The organism is Neisseria lactamica, from assembly GCF_901482445.1.
Taxonomy (GTDB): Bacteria; Pseudomonadota; Gammaproteobacteria; order Burkholderiales; family Neisseriaceae; genus Neisseria; species Neisseria lactamica.
On record NZ_LR590477.1, the window covers coordinates 2,010,888 to 2,028,634 of the forward strand.

Annotated in this window: 12 protein-coding genes, 1 pseudogene and 1 CRISPR repeat array; of the genes and pseudogenes, 8 read left to right on the forward strand and 5 right to left on the reverse strand. The window is 51.2% G+C overall.

The features are described 5' to 3' along the window. The first annotated feature begins 692 nt into the window (after positions 1 to 692). Together lspA and ispH are read left to right on the forward strand one after the other, a co-directional pair. Positions 693 to 1,187 carry a signal peptidase II gene (gene lspA / locus FGL10_RS10925; RefSeq protein ID WP_036470606.1) on the forward strand — a complete coding sequence of 165 codons (495 nt, stop codon included), beginning with the start codon at positions 693 to 695 and terminating at the stop codon, positions 1,185 to 1,187. A 29-nt stretch (positions 1,188 to 1,216) separates the two neighbouring features. Beyond that, on the forward strand, positions 1,217 to 2,185 hold the full coding sequence (gene ispH / locus FGL10_RS10930) for a 4-hydroxy-3-methylbut-2-enyl diphosphate reductase (RefSeq protein WP_003711307.1): 969 nt from the start codon (positions 1,217 to 1,219) through the stop codon (positions 2,183 to 2,185). 86 nt (positions 2,186 to 2,271) lie between these two features. On the opposite strand, the gene FGL10_RS10935 is transcribed toward ispH, so the two are convergent. After that, the gene (locus FGL10_RS10935; RefSeq protein WP_003711309.1) at positions 2,272 to 2,931 is read right to left on the reverse strand and encodes an HAD family hydrolase; all 660 of its coding nucleotides are present in this window, start codon (positions 2,929 to 2,931) and stop codon (positions 2,272 to 2,274) included. Between the two features lie 159 nt (positions 2,932 to 3,090). Here FGL10_RS10935 and FGL10_RS10940 point away from each other — a divergent pair, with 159 nt between their 5' ends. The 6 genes and pseudogenes from FGL10_RS10940 (at position 3,091) to FGL10_RS10970 (ending at position 8,148) form a co-directional block, all read left to right on the forward strand. After that, positions 3,091 to 5,208: a TonB-dependent siderophore receptor gene (locus tag FGL10_RS10940; protein WP_036475342.1), complete on the forward strand. Its 2,118-nt coding sequence runs from the start codon at positions 3,091 to 3,093 to the stop codon at positions 5,206 to 5,208. 69 nt (positions 5,209 to 5,277) lie between these two features. Further along, positions 5,278 to 6,210 carry an alpha/beta hydrolase gene (locus FGL10_RS10945; protein ID WP_003711316.1) on the forward strand — a complete coding sequence of 311 codons (933 nt, stop codon included), beginning with the start codon at positions 5,278 to 5,280 and terminating at the stop codon, positions 6,208 to 6,210. Between the two features lie 38 nt (positions 6,211 to 6,248). Then, positions 6,249 to 6,365, forward strand: a pseudogene (locus FGL10_RS12685) (invertase); the annotation flags it as partial. Positions 6,366 to 7,053: 688 nt separating this feature from the next. Beyond that, positions 7,054 to 7,278: a hypothetical protein gene (locus FGL10_RS10955; protein WP_003711322.1), complete on the forward strand. Its 225-nt coding sequence runs from the start codon at positions 7,054 to 7,056 to the stop codon at positions 7,276 to 7,278. Between the two features lie 187 nt (positions 7,279 to 7,465). Continuing rightward, positions 7,466 to 7,690, forward strand: coding sequence for a hypothetical protein (locus FGL10_RS10965; RefSeq protein ID WP_003711322.1), 225 nt, complete (start codon positions 7,466 to 7,468; stop codon positions 7,688 to 7,690). A gap of 233 nt (positions 7,691 to 7,923) precedes the next feature. Further along, positions 7,924 to 8,148, forward strand: a complete 225-nt coding sequence (locus FGL10_RS10970; protein WP_003711322.1) for a hypothetical protein — start codon at positions 7,924 to 7,926, stop codon at positions 8,146 to 8,148. Positions 8,149 to 8,186: 38 nt separating this feature from the next. Further along, positions 8,187 to 9,410: direct repeats of the CRISPR family, unit length 36 nt; unit sequence GAATCCTTATTCTTTCTCATTTCGCAGTGCTACAAT. 63 nt (positions 9,411 to 9,473) lie between these two features. Here the strand turns inward: FGL10_RS10970 and cas2 are convergent. From cas2 to dnaE, 4 genes are all read right to left on the reverse strand, one after another. Then, complete coding sequence (cas2, locus tag FGL10_RS10975) at positions 9,474 to 9,800, reverse strand: CRISPR-associated endonuclease Cas2 (RefSeq protein WP_002214566.1); 327 nt, start codon at positions 9,798 to 9,800, stop codon at positions 9,474 to 9,476. Then, positions 9,793 to 10,707 carry a type II CRISPR-associated endonuclease Cas1 gene (gene cas1 / locus FGL10_RS10980; RefSeq protein WP_003710996.1) on the reverse strand — a complete coding sequence of 305 codons (915 nt, stop codon included), beginning with the start codon at positions 10,705 to 10,707 and terminating at the stop codon, positions 9,793 to 9,795. The genes cas2 and cas1 overlap by 8 nt, the downstream gene beginning before the upstream one ends. 66 nt (positions 10,708 to 10,773) lie before the next feature. Further along, the gene (cas9, locus tag FGL10_RS10985; protein WP_036475267.1) at positions 10,774 to 14,022 is read right to left on the reverse strand and encodes a type II CRISPR RNA-guided endonuclease Cas9; all 3,249 of its coding nucleotides are present in this window, start codon (positions 14,020 to 14,022) and stop codon (positions 10,774 to 10,776) included. Positions 14,023 to 14,300: 278 nt separating this feature from the next. Next, on the reverse strand, positions 14,301 to 17,735 hold the full coding sequence (dnaE, locus tag FGL10_RS10990; RefSeq protein WP_003710999.1) for a DNA polymerase III subunit alpha: 3,435 nt from the start codon (positions 17,733 to 17,735) through the stop codon (positions 14,301 to 14,303). Positions 17,736 to 17,747: the final 12 nt, after the last annotated feature.

Here is a 17,747-nt window from a genome sequence, read left to right on the forward strand (position 1 = left end):
CAACGGTTGTGTGCCTTGGGTGGGCGCGGGTGGCGGCCGGGCGGTTTGTTGCTATGATACGGTGATTCCAATATACAAGGGTGGGCTTCAGCCCACCGATTCCGCCAATTTCACCGCATCAAAGGTTTTTGGGGAATAGGTGGGATTCGGCAGTTTCGGTTTCCGGCGGAGTTGGTGGGATTTTTAAAATCGTTGAAATTGGCAAAGTTGGTTGGATTTGGCGGAATTGCTTGGATTATGGGATTTGGTGGATGCGGTGGGCTGAAGCCCACCCTACAGCCCGCCACCTTACGCATCCGCCTTACGCATTTATCCTGCGCCTGCCGATATACCGTCATTCCCGCGAAGGCGGGAATCTAGTCCGTTCGGTTTCAGTCATTTCCGATAAATTCCTGCTGCTTTTTATTTCTAGATCCCCACTTTCGTGGGAATGACGGCGGGGCGGATAAATCCTTGCAATCTAAAATCTCGGCATTTCCGATACATTTCATATTTTTCATTTCTTTATTCTCAACCACTGATTACCCGAAGACCGGTTGGCATCGGCCGGTAAAAATCCGTCTCTTAATCGGCCGGCGGTTTTGCCCGATTTTTTTGGGCACATTAAGCGTTTCAGACGGCATTTGCCGTTTCGGGTACAGGCAGGGGGTTTTCGGGTAAAATGGCACTCTTTTATCCGGTTGTTGAAAAATATGTCTTCATCTGTTTCAAGTAAAACGCGCTATTGGGTATTGGCACTTGCCGCCATCGTGCTGGACCAGTGGTCGAAGTGGGCGGTGCTGTCGTCGTTTCAGTATCGGGAACGCGTCAACGTCATTCCTTCGTTTTTCGATCTGACGCTGGTGTACAACCCGGGCGCGGCGTTCAGCTTCCTTGCCGATCAGGGCGGCTGGCAGAAATACTTTTTTTTGGTGCTGGCAGTGGCGGTGAGCGCGTATTTGGTACGCGCCATCTTGCGCGACGAGTTTGCAACCCTCGGCAAAATCGGGGCGGCGATGATTATCGGCGGTGCGTTAGGCAATGTCATCGATCGCCTGATACACGGTCATGTCGTCGATTTCTTATTGTTTTATTGGCAAAATTGGTTTTATCCCGCCTTTAATATTGCCGACAGTTTTATCTGCGTCGGCGCGGTATTGGCTGTGCTTGACAATATCGTCCATCGCAAAGATGGCAAAAAAACGTGAATGCCGTCTGAACACGGAATGCAAAACTTATGAACGGAAAAACCATCATCCTTGCCAATCCGCGCGGCTTCTGCGCCGGTGTGGATCGGGCAATCAGTATTGTCGAACGTGCTTTGGAAGAGTTCGGCGCGCCGATTTATGTGCGCCACGAAGTCGTTCACAACAAATTCGTCGTGGACAACCTGCGTGAAAAAGGTGCGGTGTTTATTGAAGACTTGGCGGAAGTGCCGCCGGGCGCGACATTGGTTTATTCGGCACACGGCGTATCGAAGGCGGTGCGGCAAGAAGCGGCGGAGCGCGGTTTCCGCGTGTTTGATGCGACTTGCCCGCTGGTGACGAAAGTGCATAAGGAAGTCGCCCGACTGGATGCCCAAGACTGTGAAATCATCATGATTGGGCATAAGGGGCACGTCGAGGTCGAAGGAACGATGGGGCAGCTTGCGCCGGGCAAAATGCTTTTGGTCGAAACGGTCGGAGATGTGGCAAAACTCGAAGTCAGAAACCCCGACAAACTCGCCTATGTCAGCCAAACCACGCTCTCTGTCGATGAAACCAAAGACATCATCGCCGCGCTGAACGCGCGTTTCCCCAATATCCGCAATCCGCACAAGGAAGACATCTGCTATGCGACGACCAACCGGCAAACCGCCGTCAAAGAGTTGGCAGAACAGTGCGACATCGTGATTGTGGTCGGTTCGCCCAATTCGTCCAACAGCAACCGCCTGCGCGAAGTGGCGGCAGGCATCGGGACCGATGCGTATATGGTGGACAATGCAGGCTACCTGCAACGCGCGTGGTTTGAGGGCAAGAACAAAGTCGGCGTAACGGCAGGCGCGTCCGCGCCCGAAGTGTTGGTGCAGGAAGTATTGGCAACCATACGCGGATGGGGGCACGAAACCGTGCGCGAAGGGGAGGGTGCGGAAGAAAGCATCGTGTTCGTCCTGCCCAAAGAGTTGCGCCGCGAGGGCGAAACCAAACCCGATTTGTGCAAACGTTGAGCAAGCGTTGAATGTTTGGGCAACACAAATGCCGTCTGAACAGGCTTCAGACGGCATTTTTGCCGCGTGCCGGATGCGGAAACCAATCAGGCGTAATGTCGTGCAAGAAAATCGGGCAGTTCGGACAAACCGTCCAATACGGCGAGATGCGGTGCGCTAAGGAGCTGTTCGCGCGAATGTGCGCCGGTGGTCACGCCGACTGCCGCCGCCCCCGCGTTTGCCGCCATATGCAGGTCGTGCGCCGTATCGCCGACGACCAATGCTTCTTTCGGGTCGAGTCCCAGTTCGCGGCAGATTCCGAACACCATTTCGGGCGAGGGTTTGGAGGGATATTCCCCTGCGCAGGCGGTGGCGAGCCAATAGCCGCCGGTGGCGGTTTGGCTGATGGCGTTGTCCAAGCCCGCCCGCCCTTTGCCCGTGGCGACGGCAAGCCAGTATCCTTGTGCTTTGAGCTTGTCCAGACAGGGCAGGGCATCGGGAAATAAGGACATATTGCGGTTGTTGGGATTGAGGTAATGTACGGAATAGGTGCGTGCGATGTCGGTAACGGCGGTTTCAGACGGCATTTCGAGCAGGGCGCGGATGATTTCGGGCAGGCTGTAGCCGATCAGGCTGCGGACGCGCTCCGCTTCGGGCGGCGGAAAACCGCATTCGGCGAAGCTGCGGCGCATCGTGTCGATGATGGGTTGGGTCGTGTCGGCAAGTGTGCCGTCCCAGTCGAAGATGATGAGTTTGGGCGTGGTCATAGCAGGTTGGTTGCAGTAAAAAAGCAGATTTTATGCGGAAAACGCAGACGTGTCGCATTTTCGACAAAATTTGTCGGCTGCGCGATATGTTTTTCCGAACAAGCCGCGTTGTGCTTTATTAAAATAGAACCATTATCATTTATGTAAATGGGACAGTTTATGTCAGTTTTCCGCATCAATATGACCGCCGCCACGGTTTTGGCAGCACTTTCGTCTTCGGTTTTTGCCGCACAAACGGCAGATTTGGAAACCGTCCACATCAAAGGTCAGCGTTCGTACAACGCGATTGCCACCGAGAAAAACGGCGATTACAGCTCGTTTGCCGCCACCGTCGGCACAAAAATCCCCGCTTCTTTGCGCGAAATTCCGCAATCCGTCAGCATCATCACCAACCGGCAGGTCAAAGACCGCAATGTCGATACGTTTGACCAGTTGGCACGCAAAACGCCTGGCCTGCGCGTGTTGAGCAACGACGACGGACGCTCTTCGGTTTATGCGCGTGGTTACGAATACAGCGAATACAACATCGACGGCCTGCCTGCGCAGATGCAGAGTATCAACGGCACGCTGCCCAATCTGTTTGCCTTCGACCGCGTGGAAGTGATGCGCGGGCCGAGCGGACTGTTCGACAGCAGCGGCGAGATGGGCGGCATCGTAAATCTGGTGCGCAAACGCCCGACCAAAGCGTTTCAAGGACATATGGCGGCAGGATTCGGTACGCACAAACAATATAAAGCCGAGGCGGACGTATCGGGCAGCCTCAATTCAGACGGCAGCGTGCGCGGCCGCGTGATGGTGCAGACCGTCGGCGCGTCTCCGCGTCCCGCCGAGAAAAACAACCGGCACGAAACCTTCTACGCGGCGGCGGATTGGGACATCAACCCCGATACGGTTTTGGGCGCGGGCTATCTTTACCAGCAACGCCACCTCGCGCCGTACAACGGCCTGCCTGCCGATGCAGACGGCAAATTACCGTCCCTGCCGCAACACGCATTTGTCGGCGCGGATTGGAACAAATTTAAAATGCACAGCCACGACGTGTTCGCCGATTTGAAACATTACTTCGGCAACGGCGGCTACGGCAAAGTCGGTATGCGCTATTCCGACCGGAAAGCCGATTCCAATTACACGTTTGCGGGCAGCAAACTCAACAATGCCGGACAAGCCGACGTGGCGGGTTTGGGTACGGACATCAAACAAAAAGCCTTTGCGGTTGACGCAAGTTACAGCCGGCCGTTTGCCTTGGGCAACACCGCCAACGAATTTGTGATTGGTGCGGACTACAACCGTTTCCGCAGCACCAACGAACAAGGAAGGAGTTCGACTGTTAAAAGCAATATCGCCTTGGGCGATTTCCACTCCGCCTCCTATGTTGATTTGATACAAAATGCCCGTGCCGGCGCGCACGGCTACAAGCATACCCTTGACACCGAGAACCTTGATAAATTCGGCGTTTACGGCAAATCCGTCTTCCATCCGGTCGACGGGCTGTCGCTCATCGGCGGCGGACGTTTGGGACACTACAAAATCGAGTCGGGCGACGGCAAAACCCTGCACAAAGCCTCAAGAACCAAGTTCACCGGCTACGCAGGCGCGGTTTACGACTTGAACGACAACAACAGCCTCTACGCCAGCTTCTCCCAACTTTACACGCCGCAAACCAACCTCGATGCCGACGGCAAGCTGCTCAAACCACGCCAAGGCAACCAGTTTGAAGTCGGCTACAAAGGCAGCTACATGGACGACCGCCTCAATACCCGCGTCTCCCTCTACCGCCTGAAAGACAAAAACGCCGCCGCACTGCTGAACCCGAACAACAAAAAAACCCGTTACGCCGCATTGGGCGAGCGCGTGATGGAAGGTGTTGAGACCGAAATCAGCGGCGCGATGACACCGAAATGGCAAATCCATGCAGGTTACAGCTATCTGCACAGCCAAATCAAAACCGCCGCCAACTCGCGCGACGACGGCATCTTCCTGCTGATGCCCAAACACAGCGCGAATCTGTGGACGACTTACCAAGTTACGTCCGGGCTGACCATTGGCGGCGGTGTGAACGCGATGAGCGGCATTACTTCATCTGCAGGGATGCATGCAGGCGGTTATGCCACGTTCGATGCGATGGCGGCATACCGCTTCACGCCCAAGCTGAAGCTCCAGGTCAATGCCGACAACATTTTCAACCGCCATTACTACGCCCGCGTCGGCAGCGCGAACACCTTTAACATTCCCAGTTCGGAGCGCAGCCTGACGGCAAACCTGCGTTACAGTTTTTAAAGACCAATATGCCGTCTGAAACGGCAGCCGCAGCATAATCAAACCACAACAAGCTGCGCGGCATACCCTATGCTCTCACAACCGGAGTATGGCATTGCGAAGGAAAACAGACCGAACCGGCAGGCAGACCGCTTTGCCGGTTCGGTTTTACCGCTTGCCGCCAGTCTGACCCACAAGCCGAACATCATGAAACCCATACCGACCGACACATTCCAACCTGCCATACTGCCCCAAGCCTTTGAAACCGAAATCAAATCCACCTGCACGGGGCGAATCTATCGGATTCAGACGGCAACACTCGGCGAAATGCCGTCTGAAGGCTATCCCGTCCTCTTCGTTTTGGACGGCGAAGCCTTTTTTCCCGCACTTTTCAACATCATGCAGTCGCTGATGCCCAACCCCGTTACCCGAAGCAACGCCCCCTGCCTGATTGTCGGTATCGGCTATACGACAGGCAGTGTGCGCGACCTGACGCAGCGTGCCGCCGACTACACGCCGCCGCTTGGAGACAACGCCACAGCAGACGAACGGCAGCAGTTCGGACAGGCAGACCGTTTTGCCGAGTTTATCGACAGCGAACTGACCGCCTTTTTAGAAAGCAAATACCGGCTGGACAAAAATGAAACCGCCGTATTCGGACACTCGTTCGGCGCACTGTTCGGACTGTATTCTCTGCTTTCCCACCGCCGCTTCAGACGGCATTGGCTCGTATCCCCATCGATTTGGTGGCACAACAGGCAGATACTCGACTTTATGCCGTCTGAAAACCGGCTGGACGGCATCGATGTCTGCCTCAACATCGGCGCGCTAGAACGGGGCAGCGGTTGCAAACGCAGGGAAGAACGCGACATGGCAGGGCAGGCCGAACACATGGCGGCAGAGTTGGACAGGCGCGGGGCCGCCGTATTTTTCCGGGAATATCCGAATGCCGACCACGGCAATGTCCCGTTTCACTCGCTGACCGATTGCGTCGAATATTTGAGGAAGGCTTGGCAGAGGTAGGGAATCAGGGGTGGCATACAAGGCTTATCGCAAGGTTGGAAGCCAAGAAGACCAAAAAAGCCGTCATCGCCGCATTGATGCGTAGGCTTGCCGGTACGTACCACATAGACAAGAAAATCGAAGATGACGGCTCATCGCGTTATAAACCGGCATAAATCCCGATAAGAGAAAAGGTATTTCTTTTGAAACGCCCGCCTTACCGCGTGTAAAATTTGCGGATTTTAAATATTTTAATTCAATGGGGTACAGATTTATTTTCAATTTTATGTTGAACTTTAAAGCAGTTTCGCAGTGCTGAAATTCCGCCCGAGCCCTTAAACCATACACGGCAGATGCCGTTCACAAAGGCGATGTGCAACTTTGCCCGAAACAGTCCGCCTTTACCCTTACAAGGACGAACAGCAAAAGACGGAACAGCCCGTACAGTCCGCGAAAGCGGAAAAACCCCAAGTTTTAGCAATGGCTGCGGCAAAATAGAAAACCGCCCTTAATAAGGCGGTTTTGGCGGTCTATTGACTTAAAAGCACAATCAAGGCTAGAATAACCCCAGCATCAATCGTAACAGTCAATTGCAAATTGCCTACCTTAATAGAGATTTGCATTTGGATGTTTCCTGTAAGTTTCAAAACTTGGCAGGAATGCAAAAATCCCCTTGTTCTCAGCTTGGGGATTTTTGTTTGTCCCCGCCGATTTTTTAAAATCCGCGCCTCTCGCGCCCTGAACCTATCTCATAAAGTTCCTTATATATTAGTTGTAGCTCCCTTATATATTGCGCTCCATAAGGGGCGCATATTTTTAATCCTTGTAAAGCCCCTTAACTCTAGCCAGTGAAGGGGCTTAATCATGTTTATTTTCTATAATGTCAATCCCGAACACGTATATTTCCACAAAGCATACATCATGAAAGTGTTCAAGGATAAAGTCTACGAATCCCAATGCATCACAACAGTTTCTTTTTATATCTGCAATCCGACTTTGAAACAAAAGACCGAAAACGAAGAGTATGAATACGGCATATTGTTTGTTAAAGAACTGATGGATAAGGGATGCAACCGTGAAAGCCTTTGAAGATAAAGCCTTGGCGGTGTCCGCGGACATGGCGGACGCTTTAGCGGACGGCGGGGATGCGGCAACCGCCGTAGGCTGCCCCCCTTATATATTAGTTGTAGCTCCCTTATATATTGCGCTCCATAAGGGGCGCATATTTTTAATCCTTGTAAAGCCCCTTAACTCTAGCCAGTGAAGGGGCTTAATCATGTTTATTTTCTATAATGTCAATCCCGAACACGTATATTTCCACAAAGCATACATCATGAAAGTGTTCAAGGATAAAGTCTACGAATCCCAATGCATCACAACAGTTTCTTTTTATATCTGCAATCCGACTTTGAAACAAAAGACCGAAAACGAAGAGTATGAATACGGCATATTGTTTGTTAAAGAACTGATGGATAAGGGATGCAACCGTGAAAGCCTTTGAAGATAAAGCCTTATATATTGCGCTCCATAAGGGGCGCATATTTTTAATCCTTATATATTAGTTGTAGCTCCCTTATATATTGCACTCCATAAGGGGCGCATATTTTTAATCCTTATATATTGCACTCCATAAGGGGCGCATATTTTTAATCCTTATATATTGCACTCCATAAGGGGCGCATATTTTTAATCCTTGTAAAGCCCCTTAACTCTAGCCAGTGAAGGGGCTTAATCATGTTTATTTTCTATAATGTCAATCCCGAACACGTATATTTCCACAAAGCATACATCATGAAAGTGTTCAAGGATAAAGTCTACGAATCCCAATGCATCACAACAGTTTCTTTTTATATCTGCAATCCGACTTTGAAACAAAAGACCGAAAACGAAGAGTATGAATACGGCATATTGTTTGTTAAAGAACTGATGGATAAGGGATGCAACCGTGAAAGCCTTTGAAGATAAAGCCTTATATATTGCGCTCCATAAGGGGCGCATATTTTTAATCCTTTCTCATTTCGCAGTGCTACAATCACCTACTTCATCAGGCTCGTTACTCCCTAGAATCCTTATTCTTTCTCATTTCGCAGTGCTACAATAAATGTCGAAATCCATCGGCAACGTCGTCGGAATCCTTATTCTTTCTCATTTCGCAGTGCTACAATTTGCAGGGCGGCAAGGGGTATCCAAAAAGAGAATCCTTATTCTTTCTCATTTCGCAGTGCTACAATTGTTATCGCACGCAACATCAATGAAGTTCGGAATCCTTATTCTTTCTCATTTCGCAGTGCTACAATCTGACGAAACAGGGCTTTTTCCTTGCCCGGGAATCCTTATTCTTTCTCATTTCGCAGTGCTACAATTGTACAGGGGAACAAGCTGCTGCTGACACTGAATCCTTATTCTTTCTCATTTCGCAGTGCTACAATGAAGCGTTCCGACAGGCTTTCTCCGTCTTTGAATCCTTATTCTTTCTCATTTCGCAGTGCTACAATCTGTATGGCAGGGAAAATTGAGCGTCAGGGGAATCCTTATTCTTTCTCATTTCGCAGTGCTACAATACCTACTTCATCAGGCTCGTTACTCCCTACGAATCCTTATTCTTTCTCATTTCGCAGTGCTACAATTGTACAGGGGAACAAGCTGCTGCTGACACTGAATCCTTATTCTTTCTCATTTCGCAGTGCTACAATGAAGCGTTCCGACAGGCTTTCTCCGTCTTTGAATCCTTATTCTTTCTCATTTCGCAGTGCTACAATCTGTATGGCAGGGAAAATTGAGCGTCAGGGGAATCCTTATTCTTTCTCATTTCGCAGTGCTACAATACCTACTTCATCAGGCTCGTTACTCCCTACGAATCCTTATTCTTTCTCATTTCGCAGTGCTACAATCCGCCATATCAAGAGCGCGCGTTTTCCCTGGAATCCTTATTCTTTCTCATTTCGCAGTGCTACAATTGTTATCGCACGCAACATCAATGAAGTTCGGAATCCTTATTCTTTCTCATTTCGCAGTGCTACAATCATGTTTATTTTCTATAATGTCAATCCCGAGAATCCTTATTCTTTCTCATTTCGCAGTGCTACAATGAAGCGTTCCGACAGGCTTTCTCCGTCTTTGAATCCTTATTCTTTCTCATTTCGCAGTGCTACAATCAAAATCACTTTAATCAGCACCGACAACGAGAATCCTTATTCTTTCTCATTTCGCAGTGCTACAATACTTCGACGGGGAATCCTTATTCTATAAGGGTTTCCCGTTTTATTTGTTCTGAAAAAATGGGCTTAAAATAATAATAGTTGGTCTGAATTGACCTTTTTTTCTTGGGTTTTCAGTTCGCCCAACAGCAGTTTCATGGCGGCATATTGCTTTTCTGTTATCTCCAAACAGCGGATTGAGCCTTCTTGCGGCAGGTTTGCACACAGCCTGTTGTGGTGTTTTTGCAACGAATCTCGGCCTTTGACGATACGGCTGTATACGGAAAGCTGGAGCATTTGGTATCCGTCTTTTAATAAAAACTGGCGGAATTGATTGGCGGCTTTGCGCTTTGCCGCCGTGATAACCGGTAGGTCGAAGAAGACGATAATCCTCATAAATTTGGCCTCACTCATATCGGTATTCTTTCAATGGTAGGATTTCAGGCAGTTTCAGTTGTTTGGCGTTTTTATCGGTTACACCGGCTTGAAATGACGAAACCATTTTGTCGATGGCAGCCAAGGTGCTGAAATGTTGCCGTTCGATGTTGATTTGATAGTGAAGGGTTTTGATAAGGTGTTGTTTGATGCCGGGGGTCAGTTCGGCTTTCAGACGGCCTTGTTCGTACAAATGTATCACGGTCAGGTCGGCTAATGGGCGTAAGGGTTCGATAAAGTCATCGGCGAGATTGAATGGATTGAGTTCGCTTCTATGAAACAAGCCTAATGCGGGCAACCAACCGTATAAGGTGAGGGTGCGTGCGACTGCGGCACGGAGCACGGCGTAGGTGTAGTTCAATGCGGCATTGACGGCGTTGTTGTCATTACGGGTAAATTTTTCTCCAAAGAGGGCTTGGAAGTAGAGGGCGGCAGCTTGGGCTTCACGGTTTCCTGTATCGCCCGAACGGACTTCAGATGCCAAAGTGCGCAGCCGTTTGGCTGCAAGATCATTGCCTGTTTCGTCTGCAACAAAGGCTTGATTCAGGATTTTTTGGCGGACGATATGTTGCCAGAATTGCTTTTTTAAGGGTTCGCTTATGTTCAGTTGCAGCTTGAGGATTTTAAGCTGGCGGTGATATTGGGCATAAGGCAGCCATTGTCCGCAGGGTAGGAACTGCTCGTCGCAGGTCAGCAGGGTTGCGCCATGTTCGGCTAAGGCTGATAGGAGCGGGGCGGTAATCAGGGTTTCGCGATTTTCGATGATGATAACGGCGATGTCCTCTAATGGTACGGTATGGGACTCGCCGTTTTGTTGAATCAGCAATTGCCGGCGTTGCAAGGATAGTTTGCCGCCGTTTTGAATGAGCAGGCTGCGCCAAGTCATGTTTTTCCCCTTATTTTGATATAAAAAATCCCTGCTTCAGGTCGTCTGAAACAGGGATGAGTTTATTTAACGGACAGGCGGACGTTTTTTCAGACGGCATGGTCTGATTTCTTTGCCGAGTTCGTCGATTTGGTTTTTTTGGAATGAGAGGGCAGTTTTAACGCCAACACTTTGGAAAATGCCGTTTTTCCCTTTTGTGCTATCCGTATCATGTGTACGAATATCAATCGCTCCAGTTGCTCTATTTAGGCTGACAAAATAGCCTAAAAATTCATTTTTCTTGGCGGTTAGTTTAATCAAATCATTGGCATAAAGTACAAACCTAAACTCAAAACTATCATCCATTACCGTCCAATCTTCTTCATCTTTAAAAGCAACAACAGCCCTATCCGGTAAAATCCCTTTCGCTACCTGCCAACTGTAAATCGGGACCAGATAATACTTGCCGCCTTTCTCAAACACATCTACGCGCACCATGGTTGCGTTGTCGGCAATACCGTTATGGTTGCGTACCCATACGCCGGTTTTCTGTACTTGCTCTATGCGTACGGCTTTTACCTGTTGGGTGCGGCTGCCTGCCTTATCGTATTTGTAAAACGGCTCGGCAAAGGCTTTGGCAGGATCGTCTTTATGCGTCTCCAGCTGTGCTTTCAGTGCGTCGTATAGCTTAGGTTCGCGCTCCCGATTGACCATTTTTTCCAAGCCTTTCAGTTTTAACTGTGTCAGTGGTACGCGCAACACGCTGATGCCTTCGTCCAGGCGTTTGGCGGATTTGACGGTCTCCATATGGCCTTGCCCGCTCATCTTCCGATTGGGCGCGCGTGAAACAAACAGTGGCGTCACGTATTCGTGTACGGCTTCGGGGCGAGAAGATAATTTTTCAGCGAGCAATGTCCGCAGTTTTTCTGGGGTATCGGCTTCTTCAAATTCGGGTTTGCCGTCCGGTTTACCGAAGACGCGAATCATGACTTCTTGTGCGAAAAATTCCCAAGGTTGCGGGAAGTGTGCTTTTTGATGCAGCACTTCTCCTGTTTCTTTGTCTATGGTTTTGCCGTCAAACGCGTTCATCTCTTTATAGCGTACGAATCGGGTAATTTTCTGCTGCATGGCAACGGTCGAGCAGGCAACGACGACGGCGTCCAAGGCGTGATGGCGGTCGTTTTCCGTACGCACTTTGCGCAATCCCCAAAAGCCGCGCAACAGATTGGTAATTTGTCCGTTTGAGGCAAAGACACGTCTTTTCCCTTTACCTGTCAGCAATATATGGTCGGCAACAAATTGGCACAGGAAACGGTTGACGTAGCGCGTGTCGTTCAAGTTGCGTTCTTTAAATCCTTCTTCATCGAATTTTTGCAGCAGAATCCGTTGTTTTTTACTGCGCGGGAAACGGCTGGTTTCGACACGCGCTTTAAATTCCTGCCATTCGCGGCTGTTGTCTTTGCCGTTGAAGTATTCGTAAGGGGTTTGATTGCCTTTGTTTTGGTTTTCGCTGCCCAATACCAGTACTTTATTGTTGAAACTGTCGTCCCATGTGCGCGAGAACGGCAGGGCATGGTCGATTTCGACATAGCCTTTTTCGTTCAGACGGACTAAGTTGATTTCTTTGCCCGAATACAGGCATTTGCCGTGTTGTTGCTCATACAGGCGCAGTTTCAGAATATCTTTGGATTTGGGTTCGCCGACAAAATTGGGGAAATACTCTCGGAATTTGGCGGCGGCTTTTTCCCGGTCTTTACGGTTTTCTTCTTGGCGTTTTTCGATTTCTTTGCGGTCTTTAAACGATTTGCCTACTTCCCTAGCCGTTTCAATATGGATACGCGCAGGTGAGCCGTAACGCCGAACCACGCAGTTAATGACTTTTCTGGCTTGAGATAAGGCGCGCAAGACGACTGGGTTGCGGATTTCGTCGGCAGGGATGGGCGGCAGATAAATCTTTTCTTCCGCATTTTTCTTGCAGTAATGGTCTCCGTAGATTTCGGCGCAGGCTTCATCGTAACGTTTGCCTTGCTCCATTAGAGGCACAATTCGGCGCAATGCTTTCAAGGAAATTTGGACGAACTTGTCGAAGCTGATGTGTTTTAACAGCGCTTCTAATATTTCGGGCTGTACACGGTCTTTCAGACGGCCTGTAATGTCCTTATCGGTTTTGAACAGGGAGAATGCCGTGCCGATTTCGTCTTGTAATTCGGTTGAAAGGTTTAACGGGGATTTTTTGTCTTTCAATCCTTCTTTTTCCAGCGCACGGCTGATGGCATGGTAGGCCTTCATTTCCATCAATGTTGAGGCTTCGGCATTGTCTTTACCATAGCGCAAGCCTTTGAAAAAGGCGGTATCTTCTAAACCCAGCAGCTTACGGGCTTGTGCGTAAGTCAGCTTGGATTTTCTGTATGGCTCATCCATAAGCGTGGCGCGTTCGGTATCGGTCAATGGCCGCTCGCTGCCTTGCTCTAAAATACGCAGGTTGTTCAGCTTGGTCAGCCAGATGAAACGTTCGGCGGTGTAGGTGTTTTTAGCGGCTTTCGGCTCTGCCGGCTCAAAGGTGCAATGTCCCAACATTTTTTGAACAGCATCGCCGGACAGGGCAGGGCGTTGCGCCATCAGCAGGGTTTCAATATCTTCTTTAAGGCCGTCTGAAACATGCGGATTGCCAAATTCTTTTTGTTTTTCAAACAGTAAATTCAGCTCTGCCTGCAAATCTTTGCGGCTGAACGTATGCGAATAATCGCCGCGTTGGTTGCGGATATGGCCGCTTTCTTTCTCAAATTTATTTAAAGCCAATTCGGCCGGTGTGCGGAAATCGCCTGTCTGTAAGGCATGGGCATTGTCGGCTACGCCTTTAAGCAAAGCGCCAAGCTCCTTATCGGCAGTTTCGCCCTCGTTTTTTCTTTGCGACAAATAGCCGCGGTGTTTGACTAAATGCAACAAGACTGCCGACCACTCCAAACACGTCAGTTTGCGGTCTAATGCGGCTGCGCGAAGTTGCCACGGTGTATTCGGCAAGGATTTGACCAAGCCGTTTTCGTCAAAATCGGCATCTTGTAATACGCCTTCGCGTTTTAATAGGCGGCGGGCTCGAAGCAGGCGGTGGGCGCGACGGCGGGTCAGGCGGCGGACACTGCGTGCCAAACGTCTTGCCATGGCGAGGGAGTCGCCTGTTTTTGGCACTTCTGCACGCTCAAATACGCGCACGCCCAAATCAATCAGGCGGATGGGGTTTTCTTCTTCGTCGACTTCTACCATCGCCCAACCGACGGATGCGATGCCGATATCGAGACCGAGGATGTAATTCATTGGGTTCGGTTTGAAGGCAGCCATTTATTACTCCGTAAATAACGTTGCAAATAATGATAATATATCTGATTGTCTTATTTATATACAAATAGATTATTGACTTATCATCTCACAAGGGCTAGAATTCCGAACATATTGTCGCACTGCGAAATGAGAACCGTTGCTACAATAAGGCCGTCTGAAAAGATGTGCCGCAACGCTCTGCCCCTTAAAGCTTCTGTTTTAAGGGGCATCGTTTATTTCGGTTAAAAAATGCCGTCTGAAACCGGTTTTTGGGTTTCAGACGGCATTTGTATTTTTGCTTACCAATTCACGCGCACCGACCGGCTGCCGAGCAGTTTTTCCAGTTCGTCGAACAATGCGGAACTCGGTGTAACCGTCCATTTCGGCGGCACTTGAAACCTGCCCGACGCTTTTTCGTTGCCATACGACAGTTGCAGCGGGATGCGCGGCGTGTCGGGCAGTTGGTGGGCGGCGAGCAGTTGTACCAGTCCGCCGATGTTGTGATGCGGGGCGAGGGCGAGGCTGAGGCTGCGGGCGTAGCGTTCGCGCGCCGTTTGCAGGGTCATGACTTGGTTGGCCAGAATACGCAGTCCGTCGCCGCCGCCGTAGTCGTCGCGGCTGACTTTGGATTCGATAATCAGCACTTGGTCGGCTTTGAGGCAGTCGGCGCAGTTTTCCAACGTCTGTCCGCCGACCATGATTTCAACCTGCCCGCTCAAATCTTCGAGGCTGACGAAGGCGATTTTGCCGCGCTTGCCCATCATCGTACGCACGGCGGTCACGAATCCGGCGAGGCGCACACTGTCTTGAGGCTTCAGACGGTCTAATTTGGTCGGTGCGATTTGGCAGACTTCTTGGGCATACGGGCCGAACGGGTGGCCGGACAGGTAAAAGCCGATGACGGTTTTTTCTTCGGCAAGTTTTTCCGATTCGCTCCACATCGGCGCGTCGACGAGCCGCACCGGTTCGATGGCGTCTTCCATCATATCGAAAAGCCCGCCCTGATTGGCGTTGGCGGCTTTTTGGTCGGCGTTGTCCATAGCGAGGTCGATGTTCGCCAAGAGCATGGCGCGGTTGGGTTCGATGCTGTCGAACGCGCCGCCGCGTATCAGGGCCTCGAGGGTGCGGCGGTTCATGTGTTCTTTGCCGACGCGCTCGCAGAAGTCCAAGAGGCCGGTAAATTTGCCGCCGCTTTGCCGTGCGGCGGTGATGGATTCGACGGCGGCTTCGCCCGTGCCTTTAATCGCGCCGAGTGCGTAGCGGATTTTCATGTCCGGATACGGCGTGAAGCGGTAGTCGGATTCGTTGATGTCGGGCGGCAGGAACTCGATGCCGTTGGCACGGCAGTCGTCGTAGAAATGCTTGAGCTGGTCGGTGTTGTCCAATTCGGACGACATGGTCGCCGCCATAAATTCGGCGGGGTAGTGGGCTTTGAGCCATGCGGTCTGGTAGGAAATCAGGGCGTAGGCGGCGGCGTGGGATTTGTTGAAACCGTAGCCGGCGAATTTTTCCATGTAGTTGAAGATTTCGTCGGATTTTTCGCGCGAAATGCCTTGTTTTGCCGCGCCTTCGGCGAAGATTTCGCGGTGTTTCACCATTTCTTCGGGTTTTTTCTTACCCATAGCGCGACGCAGCAGATCCGCGCCGCCGAGCGAGTAGCCGCCGATAATCTGAGCCGCCTGCATCACTTGTTCCTGATACACCATAATGCCGTAAGTCGGCGCGAGAATGCCTTCCAACAGCGGATGGATGTATTGGAATTCCTGTCCCTTCATACGCGCGACGAAGTCGGGGATGTTGTCCATCGGGCCGGGGCGGTAGAGCGACACGAAGGCGATGAGTTCTTCAAACTTGGTCGTATGCGCCGTTTTCAGCATTTTTTTCATGCCGGTCGACTCGAACTGGAAGACGGCGGTGGTGTTCGCATCGCGGAAGATTTGGTAGGCGGCCTGGTCGTCAAGCGGAATCTTACCGACATCGACGATATCGCCGGTGGTGCTTTTGATGTTGTTCTGCGCCATTTCGATAATGGTCAGGTTGCGCAGACCCAAAAAGTCGAATTTCACCAAACCCACGTCTTCCACGTCGCCCTTGTCGTACATGGATACGGGCGAGGCGGATTCGTCCGCCTGATACACGGGGCTGTAATCGGAAATCTTGCCCGGCGCAATCAACACGCCGCCCGCGTGCATACCCAGACCGCGCGTCAGGTCTTCCAGCTTTTTCGCCAGCGTAATCAGTTCGTCCGCTTCTTCCGCTTCGATTAATTCCTGAATCTGCGGCTCGGCCTTCATCGCGTCGTCCAAACTCAAAGGTTTGTTGGCTTCCAACGGAATCAGCTTGGACAGTTTGTCGCACAGGGTAAACGGCAGCTCCAGCACGCGCCCCACGTCGCGGATGACCGCTTTGGACGACATCGTGCCGAAGGTAACAATCTGGCTGACCGCCTCCGCGCCGTATTTCTCGCGCACATATTCAATCACGCGGCCGCGGTTGGATTGGCAAAAGTCCACGTCGAAGTCGGGCATAGAAACGCGTTCGGGGTTTAGGAAACGCTCGAACAGCAGCGCGTATTTGAGCGGATCAAGGTCGGTAATCTTCAATGAATACGCCACCAGCGAACCCGCGCCCGAACCACGGCCCGGCCCGACCGGACAGCCGTGTGTTTTCGCCCAGTTGATAAAGTCTTGTACGATAAGGAAATAGCCGGGGAATTTCATCTGGATGATGATGTTCAGCTCAAAATCCAAACGTTCCTGATATTCCGGCATTTTTGCCGCCCGCTCCGCCTCGTCGGGATAAAGCTGAACCATACGTTCCTGCAAGCCCTCATTGGAGAGTTTGATGAGATAGTCATCGAGTGATAAACCGTCGGGCGTGGGGAAAAGGGGCAGGAAGTTTTTGCCCAATGTGATGTGCAGATTACAGCGTTTGGCAATTTCTACCGTGTTTTCCAAGGCTTCGGGCAAATCGGCGAAACGTTCGGCCATCGTTTCCGGCGGAATGAAAAACTGACCCGGCGTGAAATCGCGCGGACGTTTCTTGTCCGTCAGCACCCAGCCGCCGGCGATGCACACCCGCGCCTCGTGCGCGTTGAAATCGTCGCGGCTCATAAACTGCGTCGGATGCGTCGCCACCACCGGTAAGCCCAATTCCTCCGCCAGCTTCACGCTGCCGGAAACGCAAGCCTCCCATTCGGGGCGTTCGGGCAGGCGTTGCAGCTCTAAATAAAACGCATCGGGGAACCACGCTGCATATTTCAACGCCGCCGCACGCGCCGCGTCTTCATTGCCGTTCAACAGATTCACGCCCACTTCGCCGTAATGCGCGCCGCTCAAACAAATCAAGCCGCTGTTGTCGCCGTTTTCCAGCCATTCGGGATTGAGTTCCGCATGATGGACATTGCGGTCTTTGCCGACATAGGCCTCCGTCAAAAGCTCGCTCAAGCGCAGATAGCCCGCATCGTTGCGGATAATCAGCATGGCGCGGAACGGCTTGTCGGGCGCATTCGGATTGCCTATCCACACATCCGCCGCGCCGACGGGCTTAATCCCCGCGCTGCGGCAGGCTTTATAGAATTTCACCAAACCAAATTCGTTCATCAAATCGCTGATGCCCAAAGCAGGCAAACCGTATTCCTGCGCTTTGGCAATCAGTTTTTTAATCCGCACCATACCGTCGGTAATCGAAAACTCGGTATGCAGGCGCAGCGGGATGTAGGTCGGCTCGGTCATGGCAAAATCGGC